At 35.1% G+C, this 16,469-nt stretch carries 15 protein-coding genes and 1 tRNA gene; 10 read left to right on the plus strand and 6 right to left on the minus strand.

What is annotated here, in order from left to right; translation table 11 throughout:
- Window positions 1-42: 42 nt before the first annotated feature.
- On the minus strand, window positions 43-1,695 hold the full coding sequence (locus BM371_RS10350) for a peptide MFS transporter (protein ID WP_034674017.1): 1,653 nt from the start codon (window positions 1,693-1,695) through the stop codon (window positions 43-45).
- A gap of 84 nt (window positions 1,696-1,779) precedes the next feature.
- On the opposite strand from BM371_RS10350, the gene BM371_RS10355 reads away from it, so the two are divergent.
- Window positions 1,780-2,040 carry a DUF2281 domain-containing protein gene (locus BM371_RS10355; protein WP_051882612.1) on the plus strand — a complete coding sequence of 87 codons (261 nt, stop codon included), beginning with the start codon at window positions 1,780-1,782 and terminating at the stop codon, window positions 2,038-2,040.
- A gap of 348 nt (window positions 2,041-2,388) precedes the next feature.
- Here BM371_RS10355 and BM371_RS10360 read toward each other — a convergent pair whose 3' ends face one another.
- Complete coding sequence (locus BM371_RS10360) at window positions 2,389-4,518, minus strand: S9 family peptidase (RefSeq protein WP_034674018.1); 2,130 nt, start codon at window positions 4,516-4,518, stop codon at window positions 2,389-2,391.
- Window positions 4,519-4,634: 116 nt separating this feature from the next.
- On the opposite strand from BM371_RS10360, the gene BM371_RS10365 reads away from it, so the two are divergent.
- Window positions 4,635-5,108, plus strand: coding sequence for an SGNH/GDSL hydrolase family protein (locus BM371_RS10365; protein ID WP_034674019.1), 474 nt, complete (start codon window positions 4,635-4,637; stop codon window positions 5,106-5,108).
- A gap of 11 nt (window positions 5,109-5,119) precedes the next feature.
- Window positions 5,120-5,311, plus strand: coding sequence for a DUF6496 domain-containing protein (locus BM371_RS10370; protein ID WP_034674020.1), 192 nt, complete (start codon window positions 5,120-5,122; stop codon window positions 5,309-5,311).
- A gap of 74 nt (window positions 5,312-5,385) precedes the next feature.
- On the opposite strand, the gene glgP is transcribed toward BM371_RS10370, so the two are convergent.
- Window positions 5,386-7,050 carry an alpha-glucan family phosphorylase gene (gene glgP, locus BM371_RS10375; protein WP_034674021.1) on the minus strand — a complete coding sequence of 555 codons (1,665 nt, stop codon included), beginning with the start codon at window positions 7,048-7,050 and terminating at the stop codon, window positions 5,386-5,388.
- A 326-nt stretch (window positions 7,051-7,376) separates the two neighbouring features.
- On the opposite strand from glgP, the gene BM371_RS10380 reads away from it, so the two are divergent.
- Complete coding sequence (locus tag BM371_RS10380; protein WP_034674022.1) at window positions 7,377-8,174, plus strand: hypothetical protein; 798 nt, start codon at window positions 7,377-7,379, stop codon at window positions 8,172-8,174.
- 135 nt (window positions 8,175-8,309) lie between these two features.
- A complete protein-coding gene (locus tag BM371_RS10385; protein WP_034674023.1) occupies window positions 8,310-10,409 on the plus strand; it encodes a T9SS type B sorting domain-containing protein in 2,100 nt (699 codons plus the stop codon).
- A gap of 50 nt (window positions 10,410-10,459) precedes the next feature.
- On the opposite strand, the gene BM371_RS10390 is transcribed toward BM371_RS10385, so the two are convergent.
- Window positions 10,460-10,819, minus strand: coding sequence for a nuclear transport factor 2 family protein (locus BM371_RS10390; RefSeq protein ID WP_034674024.1), 360 nt, complete (start codon window positions 10,817-10,819; stop codon window positions 10,460-10,462).
- 58 nt (window positions 10,820-10,877) lie between these two features.
- On the opposite strand from BM371_RS10390, the gene BM371_RS10395 reads away from it, so the two are divergent.
- From BM371_RS10395 to BM371_RS10405, 3 genes are all read left to right on the plus strand, one after another.
- The gene (locus tag BM371_RS10395) at window positions 10,878-11,468 is read left to right on the plus strand and encodes a DUF1572 domain-containing protein (protein WP_034674025.1); all 591 of its coding nucleotides are present in this window, start codon (window positions 10,878-10,880) and stop codon (window positions 11,466-11,468) included.
- Window positions 11,469-11,534: 66 nt separating this feature from the next.
- Window positions 11,535-12,881 (plus strand): tRNA (N(6)-L-threonylcarbamoyladenosine(37)-C(2))-methylthiotransferase MtaB, encoded by a 1,347-nt coding sequence (gene mtaB, locus BM371_RS10400; RefSeq protein ID WP_034674028.1) that lies wholly within the window; start codon window positions 11,535-11,537, stop codon window positions 12,879-12,881.
- A gap of 57 nt (window positions 12,882-12,938) precedes the next feature.
- A complete protein-coding gene (locus tag BM371_RS10405) occupies window positions 12,939-14,441 on the plus strand; it encodes an FMN-binding glutamate synthase family protein (RefSeq protein ID WP_034674030.1) in 1,503 nt (500 codons plus the stop codon).
- Between the two features lie 53 nt (window positions 14,442-14,494).
- Here BM371_RS10405 and BM371_RS10410 read toward each other — a convergent pair whose 3' ends face one another.
- Entirely contained in the window at window positions 14,495-15,226 is a 732-nt protein-coding gene (locus tag BM371_RS10410) for a hypothetical protein (RefSeq protein WP_034674032.1), read from the minus strand.
- Between the two features lie 55 nt (window positions 15,227-15,281).
- Between BM371_RS10410 and BM371_RS10415 the strand changes: the two genes are divergently transcribed.
- Window positions 15,282-15,725 (plus strand): RNA-binding S4 domain-containing protein, encoded by a 444-nt coding sequence (locus tag BM371_RS10415; RefSeq protein WP_034674035.1) that lies wholly within the window; start codon window positions 15,282-15,284, stop codon window positions 15,723-15,725.
- Between the two features lie 22 nt (window positions 15,726-15,747).
- Here BM371_RS10415 and BM371_RS10420 read toward each other — a convergent pair whose 3' ends face one another.
- Window positions 15,748-16,263 (minus strand): shikimate kinase, encoded by a 516-nt coding sequence (locus tag BM371_RS10420; RefSeq protein ID WP_034674037.1) that lies wholly within the window; start codon window positions 16,261-16,263, stop codon window positions 15,748-15,750.
- 116 nt (window positions 16,264-16,379) lie between these two features.
- On the opposite strand from BM371_RS10420, the gene BM371_RS10425 reads away from it, so the two are divergent.
- Window positions 16,380-16,452 (plus strand) — tRNA-Lys (locus BM371_RS10425).
- Window positions 16,453-16,469 lie beyond the last annotated feature (17 nt).

The raw sequence follows: 16,469 nt of genomic DNA on the forward strand, positions 1-16,469 counted from the left end.
CACAGAATTATCTGCGGCTTACTATTTCGAATTTTTAGAAGTTTAATTTACTCCCTTTTCTTTCATAATTTTATTCAATCTTTTTAGGATTGAGAGTCCAAGTAAGGTAGCTAAAAGTAATAACCCAAAGTTCACGATAAAGAAATTAGCTTTGTTGTCATAATCATACCAGAAGCTTGCTAAAACACCCGAAAGTTTGTTTCCAATTGACGTTGAAAGGAAAAATCCACCCATCATCAATGCTGTTAATCTTGGCGGTGAAAGTTTAGAGACTAAAGATAATCCCATCGGAGAAAGACATAATTCGCCGACTGTAATAACTCCATACGCTGCAACCAGCCACAAAGCTGAAACTTTTACCCAACCATTTTGTCCTGCATAAACTGCTCCGACCATTACTAAGCACGATAAAGCCGAGATAAATAGTCCCAAAACGATTTTCGACGGTGTACTTGGCTCTTTTCCTTTTTTGCGAAGCATCATGAAAAATGCAACAACAACAGGAGTCAATAAAATCACCCAACCCGGATTAATCGACTGGAATAGTTCTGTATTGTAAAGATTCACTGTTTGTGAAGGATTTGCTTCTAATTTCGTTTTGTCAGATTCAGAAACATTTCTGAAATAAATATCTTTTCCTTGCTCTTTTTGAGGTTTTCCGGAAGCATCTTTTACTGTTTGATACTGATCGTCGTAAACCGAAACTTCTTTATCCTGATAATCCTTTTTATCAACTAAGAAAATTGCTTCTAAAGGTTTTTCTACTGCTGCAGGAACAGTTCTTTCGGTATAATAATTTGCCCAACGTGTTAAAGCGGTTCCGTTTTGTTTGAAAACAGCCCAAAACATTAAGCTTACTGCAAAAATTGCCAATAATGCGCCAATTGGCTTTTTATCATCCGCATTTGCTTTTACATAAAGCATGACGTAAAAGTAAATTACAGGAATACAAGCGAAAATAAAGGCATCTGTGCTATCACTACCAAAAATATTATTTGGAATAAACCATCCGATCAATCCAAAAATTACAGCCGGTAAAAATACTTTTACCAAAACATCAGAAATTTTAGTATCACCCTCCTGTGCAGGCTTTAAAATATTTGCCTGAATGATATGTCTTTTTCCAATCGTGAAAACTAAAAGACCGACAAACATTCCTACTCCGGCAGTCATGAAAGCAGGTCCCCATCCGTATTTATTTCTCATAAAGGCAGCGATAATGTTGCAGACAAAAGCCCCAATATTAATTCCCATATAGAAAATATTGTAACCTGCATCTTTATTGGCTTTGTAAGGTTCTTCGTTGTATAAATTCCCTAAAAGTGTAGAAATACTTGGTTTGAAAAATCCGTTTCCGATTATGATTAAAGCTAAAGAAGCGTAAAACAGAGGTAGTTCTTTAAAAAAACCAATTCCGAGATAACCTAATCCCATCAAGAATCCGCCAATGTAGATTGCTTTGATGTATCCTAAAACTCTGTCGGCTAAAAATCCACCTAAAAATGGTGTTAAATAAGTTAATGCGATAAAAGTTCCGAAAATATCATCAGCGCTTTTATCATCAAAAGCCAATCCGCCTTTTTCACTGTCGATCATGTACAGCACAAAAATTCCGAGAATCAGATAATAGCCGAAACGCTCCCACATTTCTGTAAAAAATAGATAGGGAAGCCCTTTAGGATGTTTGGTTTTCATGTATAAGATTTTTACAATTTCACAAATATAAAATTTTAAAAACAATATTTGAATTTTATTAACTTTGAGTAAAATTTAAATGAGATGGAAATTAGCATTAAAGAGATAGAGCAAAATTTAAAATCTCTCCCGAAAGAATTTTTAGGACAGGTGAATGATTATATTGAATTTTTGAAGTCAAAATATTCAGAAGCGAAAACAGAAAGAGATTGGGCTGATAATTTAACGGATTCTCAAAAGCAATCAATTAACAAAGGATTTGATGATATAAAAAATGAGAAAACCTATTCTCATGAAGAAGCAAAGGAAAAAATTAAACAATATCTTTTAGAAAAATCAAAATAACATGGAAGTTGTTTGGTCTGAAGAGAGTTTGCAATATTACTTTCGTATTTTGGATTATTTACTTGAAAAATGGTCTTTATGAGAGATTGAAAATTTTGAAAGTAGATTTGAAGATTTAATTTTGAGATTAAAGAATCATAAAGAAATTTGTCCTAAGTCATTACTTTTGAATTATAGAAGGTGTTTGATTGATAAAAACAATTCGCTTATTTATCAGGAAGTTAATAATGTGATTTTTTTGGTTGCTATCATTGATAATAAAAGTTCACACAGTTACTAAATAAAAAAATCACTCAAATTCTGAGTGATTTTTTACTTCCAGCGTCCGTCTTCCAACTTCCACCATTATTAAAGGTTTTCCAAAATAAAATCAGTCATTTTCTGATAAAGCTGCGGTCTCGTCTGTCCACCGTAAATTCCGTGGTTTTTATCAGGATAAGCCATAAATTCAAACTGTTTTTTGTTCTGAATCAACGCTTCAGAAAATTCCATGGAATTCTGAAAATGTACGTTATCATCGGCAGTTCCGTGAATTAATAAGAATTTCCCTTTTAATAAATTCGCATAAGTTGTTGGTGAATTTTCATCATATCCTGCAGGGTTTTCCTGTGGGGTCAACAAAAACCTTTCAGTGTAAACAGAATCATAATATCTCCAGTTCGTAACCGGTGCAACGGCTATTCCTGTTTTAAAAACATCCGCACCTTTTGTCATTGCTAAACTCGCCATATAACCTCCGAAGCTCCATCCGAAAATTCCGATTCTTGTTTTATCAATATATTTTTGATTACCCAACCATTTTGCAGCTGCAATCTGATCTTCAATTTCGTATTTTCCTAAGTTTTTATAAGTAACTTTTTTGAATTTCGCTCCTTTAAAGCCCGTTCCACGACCATCTACACAAGCAATAATGTACCCTTTTTGAGCTAACATTTCAAACCAAAGCGCATTTCCGTTATCCCAGGAATTGGCAACCTGTTGAGAACCCGGTCCTGAATATTGATACATGAATAAAGGGTATTTCTTATTCTGGTCAAAGTTTTTAGGCTTAATAATCCATGCATTCATCTGATCTCCTGCTGCATTTGGAATGGTGATAAATTCTTTTACAGAGAAATTGTCTGCCTGTAATTTTTTAAGCTGATCATCGTTGTTTTGAAGTTCTTTCAGTTGCTTTCCATTACCATCTTTTAAAATATAAGTGTAAGGTTTTGCAGCCGTAGAAGAAGTTTCGATGAAATAATTATAGTTTTTGCTGAAATTTGCAGAGTTATTTCCGTCTGCATTTGAAATCAGCTGAGATTTTCCGTTTTGAATATTAATTTTTGAAACCACTTTATTAATGCTTCCTTTCTCTGTGGTCTGAACGAAAATTTCCTGAGATTTCGGATTGTAACCGTAATATTCTGTTACTTCCCAGTTGCCTTTTGTAACCTGTTTTTTCAGCTTTCCGTCTTTGTCGTACCAGTATAAATGACGAAAACCATCTCTTTCAGAAGCCCAAAGGAAAGAATTGTCTTCCAGAAATTCTAAAGTCACATTATCAGTATCAATCCATTTGTCGTCACTCTCCGTGAATAATTTTGTTGCCTGACCTGTTTTTGTATTTACTTTTAAAACATCAGAAGCATTTTGCGTTCTTTGTGAAGTAATTAAAACAATCTCATCCGGATTTGCCGTTTGGAAAACATTTGGAATGTAATAGTTTTTAAAATTATCCAGATTAACTTTTGATTTTTTACCGTCTGCCAAATGATAAATGTACGCTGAAGCTACAGAGTTTTTTTCTCCTGCTTTCGGATATTTGTAGCGCATTTCATTCGGATAAAGCGATTTCCCGTAAATTGGAATGTAAATTTCCGGAACATCGGTTTCAACCAGTTTTACGAATAAAATATCTGCGGAATTTTTTGTCCATTCATATAATCTTGCATGACCGAATTCTTCTTCATACACCCAGTCTGCCAAACCGTTCAAAACTTTGTTTTTTACCCCGTGCTCCGTAATCTGCGTGATTTTTCCTGAATTTAAATCCTGATAAAACAAATTATTATCTACAATGAAAGAAATTTTGGTCGCATCCGGAGAAAATCTTGGTTCCTGAACAGGTTTTCCATCGTTTAAACTTAAATTTTTCCCCGATTTTAAATCTTTTACATCATAAACACCCAAAAAAGAATGTCTGTAGATCGGCTGACTCTCTTTTAACAAAAGAATCTTCGATTCGTCATCAGAAAATTCATAGCTTTCGAAACTTCCGTCAACTAAATTTCCTTCTTTCTGAGAGGTTTTATAAGAATATTTTGCAATACCTGTTGGCTCGATCACAAGATAATTTTCACCGTTTTTCATAGACGTAATTCCGGCAATGCCTTTTCCACGGTAGTATCCTGAATATATTTTATCTAAAGTAATTTCCTGCGCAGAGACATTCTGAAATGCCGCAAGAACAGTTAAAGTAAGTAAGAATTTTTTCATTTCTAGTTTTAAGGAAACCCAAAGATAATAATTTTATTAAACCGAATTTAAAAAGCAATATTGTAAGTGTTTTGGCAAAAAAATTGAATAGGTTATAGGTAATAAAGAAGATAATTATGGAAACTAAGGAAAACAAAAGAAAACTCAACCGTTATGATCTAGATGATCAGACCGTATTTACAGGATTTGCAAATTTTGCAGATGCTGAAAACTATACACAGCATGAAGGTGGTAAACTTGTAGAAGTGGCTTTTAAAGACGGAAACGACAATCCTTATATTACAGATGAAGCTGGATTGATTGATAAGAAATTACATTATTATGTAGATGCGGGAGATGAATATAAATTTATTCATTCTACAGATCCAGGATTCAGAAAATATGCAGACGAGCTGCAAAAGATTAAAGCTAAACTTACCCAATCTCCACCGGATGAAAGATATTTGGCAAATTTTGAGATTGAGAATGCAGAAGACCCGATTATTGTTTTGAAAAATGACCAATTCGAATCGGTAACTTCCAGAGAGCGCTCAAAATATTTGAAGCACGCAAAAGTGTATGAAATCGGTGTATCAGTATCAAAATCTTAATATTTAAAATCATGAGCAAGACAAAATACTCAGAAAAAGCTCAGAAAAAAGTTGGGAAAGTGATGAAGGAATTTAAAGAAGGTAAATTAAAATCTTCTTCCGGTGACAAAGTTACAAACAAAAAACAAGCAGTTGCCATCGGTATTTCTGAAGCAAAAGAAGCCGGACTGAAAGTTCCCAAACAGAAAAAGAAAAAAGATTAATTCAATAAAAAATCAGCCTGAAATTTTCAGGCTGATTTTTATTTTGTAGAACTGTGAAATGTTAACCAAAAATATTACACCTTATGATTATACAAAAGATTGTAATACTCATCTGCCATTCGGTCACTATTGAAATTTTCTTTCACATCTTTCATCGAATTATGCTGAATTTTTCTCCATTTGTCATGTTGGTCATAATAGGTAGGAAGAATTTCATTTTCTAAAATTTCATATAATTTATTTAAATCATAATTATCCTGCTCGTAAATACTCATGTTCAAATAGTCTGCTTTTGGAACAACGAAAGAGTTTTCTCCAGGTTTTGCAAACTCAGGAATCCAGCCGTCATCAGTAGAGAGGTTTATAGAACCGTTCATTGCTGCAGTCATTCCTGAAGTTCCTGAAGCTTCTCTAGGAACTCTCGGATTATTCAGCCATAAATCTGAACCTTGCTTCAAAGATTTACTTAAAGAAAGTTCATAACCTGTAAGAACCGCCATGTTTTTGTGGTTTTTGCTTTCTTCCACCAAAACATTAAACATAGAAATTGAAGAATAATCCATCGGATAAGGTTTTCCGGCCCAAATAATCTGTACAGGATATTTCGGATTGTTCAGTAGCTTTCTGAATCTTTCTTTATCATGCAAAAGCAAATCTGCCCTTTTGTAACCTGCAAATCTTCTTGCCCAAACGATTGTGAAAACATTCGGATCGAATAAATTTCCGGTCTGGTCGGCTACAATCCTGAATAATCTTTTCTTTAAAATTTTCTTTCGGTAATCGAAAAGCGTATCGTTGTTTTCATCTTTAGCAATATAAAGTTCTTTATCACCCCAATATTTAAATTCCTGAGCGTTGGTAATCGATTTTATTTCGCAGATTCCGGGATATTTGCTCCACATAGCTCTCGAAACTTCACCGTGAAGTTTAGAAACTCCGTTGGCCACTCTGGCCATTTTCAGTGCACACAGCGAGTGATTAAATAAATCACCATCTGAGCCTTCGATTTTTTTTGCCTCTTCCATGCTTAAGCCTGAAAAATAAGACATATCGTAGCATAATCTTAGATTGTGCTTCTCGTTTCCTGCTTCTTCGGGAGTATGGGTTGTGAAGACCAGTTTTTCTTTTACTTTTTGAATGTCTCCGTTGTATTTTTTTAATAAATGAAATGCAGCGGGAAGTCCGTGAGCTTCGTTTAGATGATAAACATCTCTTTCGAGATTCATTTCATCTAAAAGTTTTGCACCACCTTTTCCAAGCAAAATATATTGGGCAAGTTTTGTGGATTCGTTGGCGTCATACAATCTGTGACAAATGGTTTTTGAGACATGATCGTTTTCCGGAACATCCGTTGAAAGTAAAAACATCGGAGCGGTATTGAAGATCTCCGGATCAAGATACCATACTTTTACCCAAACCGGCGCACTGTGAATCTCAATCTGAAACTTTATACCTGTATCTTCAAGAAAACTGTACATTTTCTTTGTCCAGGTTGGCTGTAAAGTCTGGTCATGATTTCTCGCCTGATCATAATATCCGAATTTCCATAGAATTCCGATTCCGATAAGATCCTGATTAAGGTTGTACGCGCTTCTCATATGAGAACCTGCTAAAAATCCCAATCCTCCTGAATATATTTTCAAAACCTGCTCAATGGCAAATTCCATTGAAAAATAAGCGACTCTTTTTGAGTATTTTGGGTTGATGCTGAACGGCATCTGAAAATTTCTGAAATCCATTAAATGTGTATTTTGTTAAATATAATTTGATTGATTAATGTGATGGTGAAAACAGTATTGGAAAAACTGTGCCTAAAATTTAAAATTGTAGTTTTTATCAAGATCTATTTCTTTTATTTTGTACTCATTTTTACTTTTTAGTAAGATAGTTTATTCAAAGATAAAAATTCGGATGAAGAATTAAATATTAAATGAAATTTAAATTTTCTGATTTTTCATAAACGTATTCTATAATTTCATATATTTAATTCATAAATTTTTGATAATCAAAAGTTTTGGGCTAACCGTGAAAACCATGTGTTGTTATTAATTTTAAAAAAGACCACATGAAAAAGGCGTTTTCGGATGAAGATTTAATTAAAAATCTCAGCTTATATTATCTCAACCGGCATTTGAAAAAAAAGCCGATGGAAAAGTATCATCGTAAAATTGATGAATCTAAACTTCACGACCGCGAAAAATACAAGAAAAAAGCAGAGATTTTACTGCTCAATTCTTTTATGCATCATTTTCCCGATGTAACTTTTGAAAATTTCACCTGTGAAAGCCCTGATTTTATTGCAAAATTTAATGATAAAAAAATAGGAATCGAGCTAACGGAAGTGATCAATCATCTTGAAATGAAAAAGGTTGAAAGCTGCTTAAACAAGATTTTCCGTCAGGCTGAAATATTATTGGAACAAGAAGACACTACGAAATATCGTGGTGTTTATTTTTTAGAATTTCACACAAACATTAAGTTTGATTCGCTCGAAGGTCAACAGGAAATTGTTCTTAATATTTATAAAAGCATTAAAAGAGGAAAGCCTTTAGGCTGTGTAAAATCGCTTCGAAAGTCTTTCCATCGCAGAAATGTTTTTATTACCTATGAGTATAACATGAATCTTTTTGATGAACTGTGCTCTGAAAAGATTTTAGAATTAATCGAAAAAAAGAATGAGAAGTTTCCTTATTATGATACTTCGGTAGATGAATGCTGGCTGATTATTGTTTCAGATATGAATTCGATTGCATCACGATATACTTTCATTCAGGACAAGGAACATCTAAACGAAGTAAAAAGCCCGTTTCATAAGATTTTCCACCTTGAAAACCTTTGTGGGAATATTACGAGTATCAAGTGATTTTTGTGTTTTAATGCATAAAATTCAATCGATTAATATTTTTTTTATTAAATATTTTGTTTTTGTCAATATTTGGTGATTTTAATTAAATTTTATTATATTTGATTCACTTTTAACCTTATAACCAAATTAGACATGAAAAAAACTCTACTTTTTATTCTATTTTGTATTTCTCAGACTTTTTATTCGCAGGCAGATTGCTCTACCGCTTTAGCAGTTTGTGGTAACTCGAATATTACATACAGCCCTACAGGAATAGGCTTGGTCAATGAGACTTTAGGCGATTGTCTCAGTACCGGAGAGCACAATTCTATCTGGTATAAACTTACCATTGCAACCAGCGGAACTCTTACTTTCAATTTGGTTCCAAATGATCCCGATGCAGATTATGACTGGGCGGTTTACGGCCCGAATGTTACGTGTGGCGCCTTAGGTTTCCCGATCCGATGTAATGCGGCAACGGTTTTATTCGGAGCTGGTGCATCAACAGGATTAAACATGACAAGTACCATAACAAGTGCGGCGGGAGGATCTCTTACTCCATATTGTAAATATTTGGATGTTGTGGCCGGACAGACTTATTATCTGTATATAGATAATTGGGTTGGTGCAGGAAGCTCAACAACGGCTCCTTTTTCCTTAACCTGGGGCGGAACGGCAACCTTGGCTTCTCCGTTTACAGATCCTGCGCTACAGCCGAATCCGTTTGTTCCACCGGGAGTTGCCGGAGCTAATCCTGGCGACCCTCGTGAAATTCTTATTTGTTCAAGCCCGGCTTTGTTTGATTTTACTTCGCTTTCAGCAGGTATTCTAAACAGCAACCCAAATTTTACGATTTCGTACCACACTTCACAAAATGATGCGCTTTCAGGAGCAAGCCCGATTACAACGCCTATCATTGTAAATACGACAACTACTTACTATTACAGTATTCATTATAGCGATCCTACAAACCCGAACAGTGCGCTCAATTCTTGCAGGCAGATTGGTGCATTTAAGTTTAAATTAGGAAATATTACGGCAAATGATACTACAATTTATGCGTGTAATAATAATAAAAGCGGGCAGGCTACATTTAATTTAACTCTTGCTAATGTTTTCAGCGGACCAAATGTGACTATAACATATTATCCTACCTTGGCTGCATTAAACGCAGGAACCGGACAAATTTCTAATCCAATCATCCATTTGTCGGCGGAAGGAACGGTGTATGCTGATGTGAAAACAAACGATGGATGTTCTGATTATGCTGTTATAACACTGAAGTTTTATCCGGAAGTAATCGTGAATGATGCTAAAATCAGAGCCTGTACCTATGATGTTAAGCTAAAAACAGCCTCTTTTGATCTTAATATAGCTTCTGTGACAGGTCAGTCTGGTGTTACCAAGAAATTTTATCCTTCTCTTACAGATGCTACGAATGGTACAAACGAAATAATACCTTCGAACAATTTTATTTCCCCAAATGCTGTAGTCTATGTAAAAGTAATTGATGAAAAAGGTTGTTACGGAATTGCCAAGATTACCTTAGAAGTAATTCCTCCGGTATATTCTTCTGTGCTGAAAGACAAAACAATTTGTATGGAAGACAGAACAACGCTTGATGCAGGAGCCGGATTTGACGGCTACGAATGGAGTACAGGTGCAACAACACAAACCATTACTGATGTTGGTGTCGGAAGCTATTGGGTAGAGCTGAAAACGGGCGACTGTATTGTTCTTCAGCCTGTAAATGTATATTCTTCCGAACAGCCGGTTATTACAAGTGTTGATATTTCTAACACTACGGTTACAGTAAATGTAAATGGCGGAACAGCTCCGTATCAATATTCTATGGATAATATTGCTTGGCAGGATTCTAATGTGTTTGCGAATATTAAAAGAGGTGATCACAAAATTTATGTAAAAGACGCTTATGATTGTGAGCCTATCGAAATCGGAATTGTTGTTCCCAATCTCGTGAATGTAATCACACCAAACGGAGACGGCATAAATGACATCATCGATTATTCTGCTTTGGCAAATAAAAGAAATTTAATATTCAATGTGTTCGACCGATACGGAAATAAAATTTTCCAGGCAGATAAAATGAATAATTATAAATGGGACGGAACGACAGGAAACAAAAAAGTTCCTACCGGAAATTACTGGTATTCTGTATCCTGGAATGAAAATGATAAAAAAGGTACTCCAATTAAATATACCGGTTGGGTATTAGTGAAAAATAGAGAATAATTAACGATTATTTATAAAAACAAAATCCATCTCCCAAAAGATGGATTTTGTTATTTAAAAACTTTTGTATCTTTAAAGTAATCAGAGAGATAAACTATTTTTCCGCATTCCGAAAACTGTACGACGGTGCAGATTTCGTTCTTATACATTCCCTTTCCTGTCATATTTCCAATGGATGATGTCTGGTAAAAATATTTGTTGTTTCCCAAATGAAAAATCTCGGCAACATTCCATTGTATTTTTTCATAGCGTCTGAAAATTGCTCGAAATAATGCCAAGATTCTGCTTTTTCCGGAAATTTCTTTTGCAGGCGGGATCCATATCACAGTTTCATCTGTAAACCATTTTTCAAGCTTCTCAATATTTAAGGAATTTAAATCCTGCATAAAATGGCTGATCTTACAATTCATAGGCTGTAATTTACTTTTATATACGCAAAAAAAGCTAACTTGGTTTTAAAATTATTATATGACTGAATTATTCATAAAACGTTTTGAGTATTACAAAATGCTTGGTGACAAATCATTTGGGCAGCTTTCGGATGAGCAGATTTTCTGGCAGTTTAATGAAGAAAGCAATTCGATTGCAATTATTGTAAAACATATTGCAGGAAATATGCTGTCGAGATGGACGAACTTTCTGGCTGAAGACGGAGAAAAATCTTGGCGAAACCGGGATGAAGAATTTATCAATACTTTTAAAACAAAAGATGAGGTTTTAGCCTATTGGGAAAAAGGCTGGAAATGCCTCTTTGATGCTTTAAAGCAAATTACTAATGAAAATTTACACTCAACCATTTATATCAGAAACGAGCCGCATTCGGTAATCGATGCGGTTTTCCGTCAGTTGGCGCATTATCCTTATCATATCGGTCAGATTGTTTTTATTGCTAAAATGCTTAGAAATGAAGACTGGAAAACACTTTCCATAGCAAGAAATAAGTCAGATGAATTTAATTCAGATATGAAAACTCAATTTTCTGAGAATAATTCGGGTTTGAATTCTTCTCCGGTTTGCTATCAAAACAGCCCGGAAATTCGTGATGAATACAAACAATAGATTCAATCGATTTAGAATTCATATTAAATTGATTATCTTTGCACCCACAAAATTCAGTATCAATAAATGTCTCAATTTCACAGAACTGCCGCATTTCATACCCTTGGCTGCAAATTAAATTTTGCGGAAACATCTACCATTGCCCGTCAATTAACAGATGCTGGTTATGATAAAGTAAGTTTTGATGAAAAGGCTAATGTGTATGTTATCAATACCTGTTCAGTAACTGAAAACGCCGACCGTGAGTGTAAACTTCACGTAAAAAGAGCCATGAAAGCCAATCCGGAAGGTTTGGTAGTGATTGTTGGATGTTATGCACAGTTGAAACCTGAAGAAATTTCACAAATTGAAGGAGTAGATTTGGTTCTTGGAGCTAAAGAAAAATTCAATATTCTGAGTTATCTAGATGATCTGGAGAAATCTGAAAGTGAAGGAATTGTTCATTCTTGCGAAATTGAAGAAACTGATTTCTTTATCGGAAGTTATTCCATCGGAGACAGGACGAGAGCTTTTCTGAAAGTTCAGGACGGTTGCGATTATAAATGTACCTATTGTACAATTCCTTTGGCAAGAGGAATTTCGCGTTCGGACACCATTGAGAATGTATTGAATAATGCTAAAGAAATCGCTGCAAAAGACATCAAAGAAATTGTTCTGACGGGTGTAAATATCGGTGATTACGGAAAAGGTGAATTCGGAAACAAAAGACACGAGCATACTTTTCTGGATTTGATTTCTGAACTGGATCAGGTTGAAGGCATTGAAAGAATCCGTATTTCTTCTATTGAACCCAATCTTTTGAAAGATGAAAGCATCGAGCTGGTTTCTAAAAGCAAAAGTTTTGTACCGCATTTTCACATTCCTTTGCAATCGGGAAGTGATGATCTTTTGAAAAAAATGAAACGCCGCTATTTAACGAAATTGTACAACGACAGAGTTAATAAAATTCGTGAAGTAATGCCTCATGCTGCAATCGGTGTGGATGTTATTGTGGGTTTTCCGGGTGAAACTGAAGAAAGATTTATGGAAACGTATCATTTCCTGAACGAACTTCCGATTACCTATCTTCACGTTTTCACCTATTCTGAAAGAGAAAACACCGAAGCTGTCGGAATGGAGGGAGTTGTGCCAATTCCTGAAAGAAAAAAGCGTAATAAAATGCTTAGAATATTATCCGAAAAGAAAAAGATGGCATTTTATCAAACCCAGCTTGGAAAGACTCTTCCTGTACTTTGGGAACACGAAAATAAAGATGGTAAAATGTTCGGTTTCACAGAAAATTATGTGAGAGTTCAGAAAGATTTTGATCTGGCCTCCGTTAACCAAATAGAATTTCTGAATTTAGAAAAAATCCTGTCAGATGGCACGGTTTCTGTGCAATCGTCTTACGAAAGTTTTTTAGCAAAAGTTTAGTCTGTTTGCTTTATTTCTATTAAATTTATTCTTTAACATTTTTAAATCTACATTCTTATGAGAGATAAGTTTTTATCTTGGGGAATTGTATTGGTAATTGCTACATGGGTGATAGCATTGCTGATCAGAGCACATTATTGGATTCCAACTTTTTTGACAGCGGTTTATATTTTAGGTGTTTATAATACATATCAAACCAAGCACGCTATTTTAAGAAACTTCCCTGTATTAGGATACTTCAGGTATTTTTTCGAAAGTATTTCGCCCGAAATGCAGCAATATTTTATCGAACGAGAAACAGACGGAAAACCTTTTCCGAGAAATCAGCGTTCTGCTGTGTACAGACGTTCAAAAAACCTTAGCGATACCGTTCCTTTCGGAACTCAATTAGAGGTGAATCACAGAAAATACGAAGGAATAAAACATTCTATTTATGCAAAGTCTCCCAAAGAAGAACTTCCTCGGGTTTGGGTGGGTGGAGAGCAGTGTTCTCAGCCTTATCATGCTTCATTATTTAATATTTCGGCAATGAGTTTCGGGGCATTAAGTGATAGAGCACAGATTTCGTTAAACAGAGGGGCAAAAAAAGGAAACTTTTATCATAACACAGGAGAAGGAGGGATTTCTCCACATCATCTGGAAGGAGGAGATCTCTGTTGGCAAATCGGGACGGGATATTTTGGCTGTAGAGATGATGAAGGTAAATTTAATCCTGAATTGTTTACAAAATATTCTACACTTCCGAATGTGAAAATGGTTGAAATTAAATTATCTCAAGGCGCAAAACCAGGTCATGGCGGAGTTTTACCCGGAGTAAAAAATACGCCTGAGATTGCAAAAATTCGTCACGTCACACCGGGAATGACAATCATATCACCACCTTCCCATTCATCTTTTTCTAATGCAGCAGGATTATTAAATTTTGTAAAACAGCTGAGAGAGCTTTCCGGTGGAAAACCTATTGGATTTAAATTGTGTATTGGTGATACTAAAGAATTTGAAGACATTTGCGTTCAGATGAATGTTTTAAAAATCTATCCTGATTTTATTACGATTGATGGGGCAGAAGGTGGAACAGGAGCTGCCCCACCCGAATTTTCAGACGGAGTAGGAATGCCTTTGGAACCGGCTTTGATTTTCGTAAACAGAACACTGAAAAATTATAATTTAAGAGATAAACTAAGAGTGATTGCAAGCGGAAAAGTTCTCACCAGTTTAGATATTCTGAGAGCTGTTGCGATGGGAGCGGATATGTGTAACAATGCAAGAGGATTTATGTTTTCTCTGGGATGCATTCAGGCTTTGAGGTGCAATAATAATAACTGTCCCACCGGTGTGGCAACTCAGGATAAAATGTTGATCAAAGGACTTGATGTAACCGACAAAGCAGAAAGAGTATATCATTTCCATAAAAATACGCTTCATACTTGTAATGAACTGATTGCCGCGGCAGGAAGAAGCTCTTACGAAGAAGTTGATGCCTCAATGTTTATGCGAGGTGATGAATTTGAACATCTTTCAGATAAATATTTCCCTGATATTTTAGGAAATGTAAGATAGAACCAAACAAAAAACGCTTCAGATGTCTGAAGCGTTTTTTATAAGTTTTAGTTTTATTGCTGATCTGCAGGTCTTGTCTGTGCATTATAAATTTGGAAATTGAAAACAAAAGTAATGTTTTTAAGACCGTAATAATTGTCGTTTCTTGCGAAAGCCGCTTTTGACGGAACAATAATCACACCTTGCAGGTTGGGAAGTTCACTATTAGGAAGATTGTTATATCCTTGAAAGTATTTTAAGCCCTCTTTAAACCCTGGAATTTCATAATAACTACGAGGTTTCGTATCTGATAGAAGACTTTTCTTAGCATAATAAAATGTAGGATCTGTATAAGGCGAACCGCTTCCGTCCAAAGTATTCAGTAAGCTTCCGTAATACGTTAGTGCTACATTTCCGTCTGCATCTGTTGCAAGATAATAGTTGGCTCTCATCATTGTTTTAATAAGAGTTGCATCGGTAGATGATGAATCGGTATTCAAAGTCACTCCCGGGTTGGGCTGAGCCCCGTCTCTTTTAATATAGATAACTCCGGAAGGAAGCGTTTGTGGGCTTAATTGAGAAAGCTTTTTCTCATTATCATCAGATGCGTCTGTGCTGCTGAAAGCTTTTATATTTCCCTGAGAATCCAGATAGTTGTTATCCATGAATTTCTGTATAGCCTGCTCATCGTATGAGTTTCTTACATTAATGTCTTCGGGTTCTACAAAAGTTTCCACTTCATCATCCTTTTTACAAGCCGCGAAACACAATGATCCTGCAAGGATATACAAAAATATTTTTTTCATTTCAAAAAACTTTAATTACTTTACAAATAATATAACGACAAAAGTATAAAAAAATATGAGAATAGATAAATTTTTATGGAGTATTCGATTTTATAAGACCAGAACCATCTCTACCGACGAAATAAAGAAGAACAGGGTTTCTATAGGTGAGTCTGTGGTGAAGTCTTCGAAGGAGGTGAAAGAAGGCGATGTGATTAAGATCCGTAAAAATCAAATCGACTATAAGATTAAAGTCATTCAGATTCCTAAAAGCAGACTTGGAGCTAAGTTGGTTCCGCTTCATATCAAAGATGTTACCGACAAAGAACAATATGAATTATTGAAAATGCGTAAAATGTCTCAGGATTATTACCGAAACAGAGGTGAAGGGCGTCCTACTAAAAAAGACAGACGTGATATGGATGATTATGTGGAAAATGATGTGGCAGCAGATTTTACAGATTGGGACGATTTCTTCGGAGAAACAGGTGATGATTCAGAATCTGAAAACGACAATTAATTATACTTAAAAAGAAAAAGCTCTAGAGATAGAGCTTTTCTGTTATTTCTTTTACAATGTCTTCGGGAGTTTTGTTATCTGTACTAATGCTAAACTGAGCTTTACTGTAAAAAATATTTCTTTCAAACAAATGCTTTGCAATAAACTCGGGAAGATCTTCATCCGTTATTTTGGCAATCAAAGGTCTTTTCTCCTTCTGTTTCGAAAGTCTTTCAACCAGTGTAGAGATAGAAGCTCTCAGAAAAATGCTTTTAGAATTATGGTTAATAATTTCCATGTTATTATAATAAGCCGGAGTTCCTCCTCCAAGACTCAAAACAATGTTTTCCTGGGTTGCCAGAATTTCTTCCAGCGTCTCTCTTTCCAGCTTTCTAAAGTAGATCTCGCCCTTTTTCTCGAAAATTTCAGGGATGGTTAATTTATTTCGCCAGGAAATTTCTTTATCGAGGTCAATTAGTTTAAAATTTATTTTGTCGCTTAATATTTTGGAAATGTGAGATTTGCCACTTCCCATGTATCCAATCAGTGAAATTACCATGAATTTATTTTAAACAAATTTGCGAAAAAGTTTTGAGATAATGAAAAAAGTCCTATCTTTGCACCACTAAAAACAAGGGACATTACTTAACAATGAAACTTGATAATAAAGTGGCCGACTCGGTAGCTCAGCTGGTAGAGCAATACACTTTTAATGTATGGGTCCTGGGTTCGAATCCCAGCCGGGTCACTAGCAAAAAATATTAC

Origin of the sequence: Chryseobacterium formosense, from assembly GCF_900116415.1 — a bacterium.
Lineage (GTDB): Bacteria > Bacteroidota > Bacteroidia > Flavobacteriales > Weeksellaceae > Chryseobacterium > Chryseobacterium formosense.

Coding starts and splice junctions, on each gene's coding strand:
- BM371_RS10350 (WP_034674017.1), bottom strand. CDS start 1,695: ATGAAAACCAAACATCCTAAAGGGCTTCCCTATCTATTTTTTACAGAA.
- BM371_RS10355 (WP_051882612.1), top strand. CDS start 1,780: ATGGAAATTAGCATTAAAGAGATAGAGCAAAATTTAAAATCTCTCCCG.
- BM371_RS10360 (WP_034674018.1), bottom strand. CDS start 4,518: ATGAAAAAATTCTTACTTACTTTAACTGTTCTTGCGGCATTTCAGAAT.
- BM371_RS10365 (WP_034674019.1), top strand. CDS start 4,635: ATGGAAACTAAGGAAAACAAAAGAAAACTCAACCGTTATGATCTAGAT.
- BM371_RS10370 (WP_034674020.1), top strand. CDS start 5,120: ATGAGCAAGACAAAATACTCAGAAAAAGCTCAGAAAAAAGTTGGGAAA.
- glgP (WP_034674021.1), bottom strand. CDS start 7,050: ATGGATTTCAGAAATTTTCAGATGCCGTTCAGCATCAACCCAAAATAC.
- BM371_RS10380 (WP_034674022.1), top strand. CDS start 7,377: ATGAAAAAGGCGTTTTCGGATGAAGATTTAATTAAAAATCTCAGCTTA.
- BM371_RS10385 (WP_034674023.1), top strand. CDS start 8,310: ATGAAAAAAACTCTACTTTTTATTCTATTTTGTATTTCTCAGACTTTT.
- BM371_RS10390 (WP_034674024.1), bottom strand. CDS start 10,819: ATGAATTGTAAGATCAGCCATTTTATGCAGGATTTAAATTCCTTAAAT.
- BM371_RS10395 (WP_034674025.1), top strand. CDS start 10,878: ATGACTGAATTATTCATAAAACGTTTTGAGTATTACAAAATGCTTGGT.
- mtaB (WP_034674028.1), top strand. CDS start 11,535: ATGTCTCAATTTCACAGAACTGCCGCATTTCATACCCTTGGCTGCAAA.
- BM371_RS10405 (WP_034674030.1), top strand. CDS start 12,939: ATGAGAGATAAGTTTTTATCTTGGGGAATTGTATTGGTAATTGCTACA.
- BM371_RS10410 (WP_034674032.1), bottom strand. CDS start 15,226: ATGAAAAAAATATTTTTGTATATCCTTGCAGGATCATTGTGTTTCGCG.
- BM371_RS10415 (WP_034674035.1), top strand. CDS start 15,282: ATGAGAATAGATAAATTTTTATGGAGTATTCGATTTTATAAGACCAGA.
- BM371_RS10420 (WP_034674037.1), bottom strand. CDS start 16,263: ATGGTAATTTCACTGATTGGATACATGGGAAGTGGCAAATCTCACATT.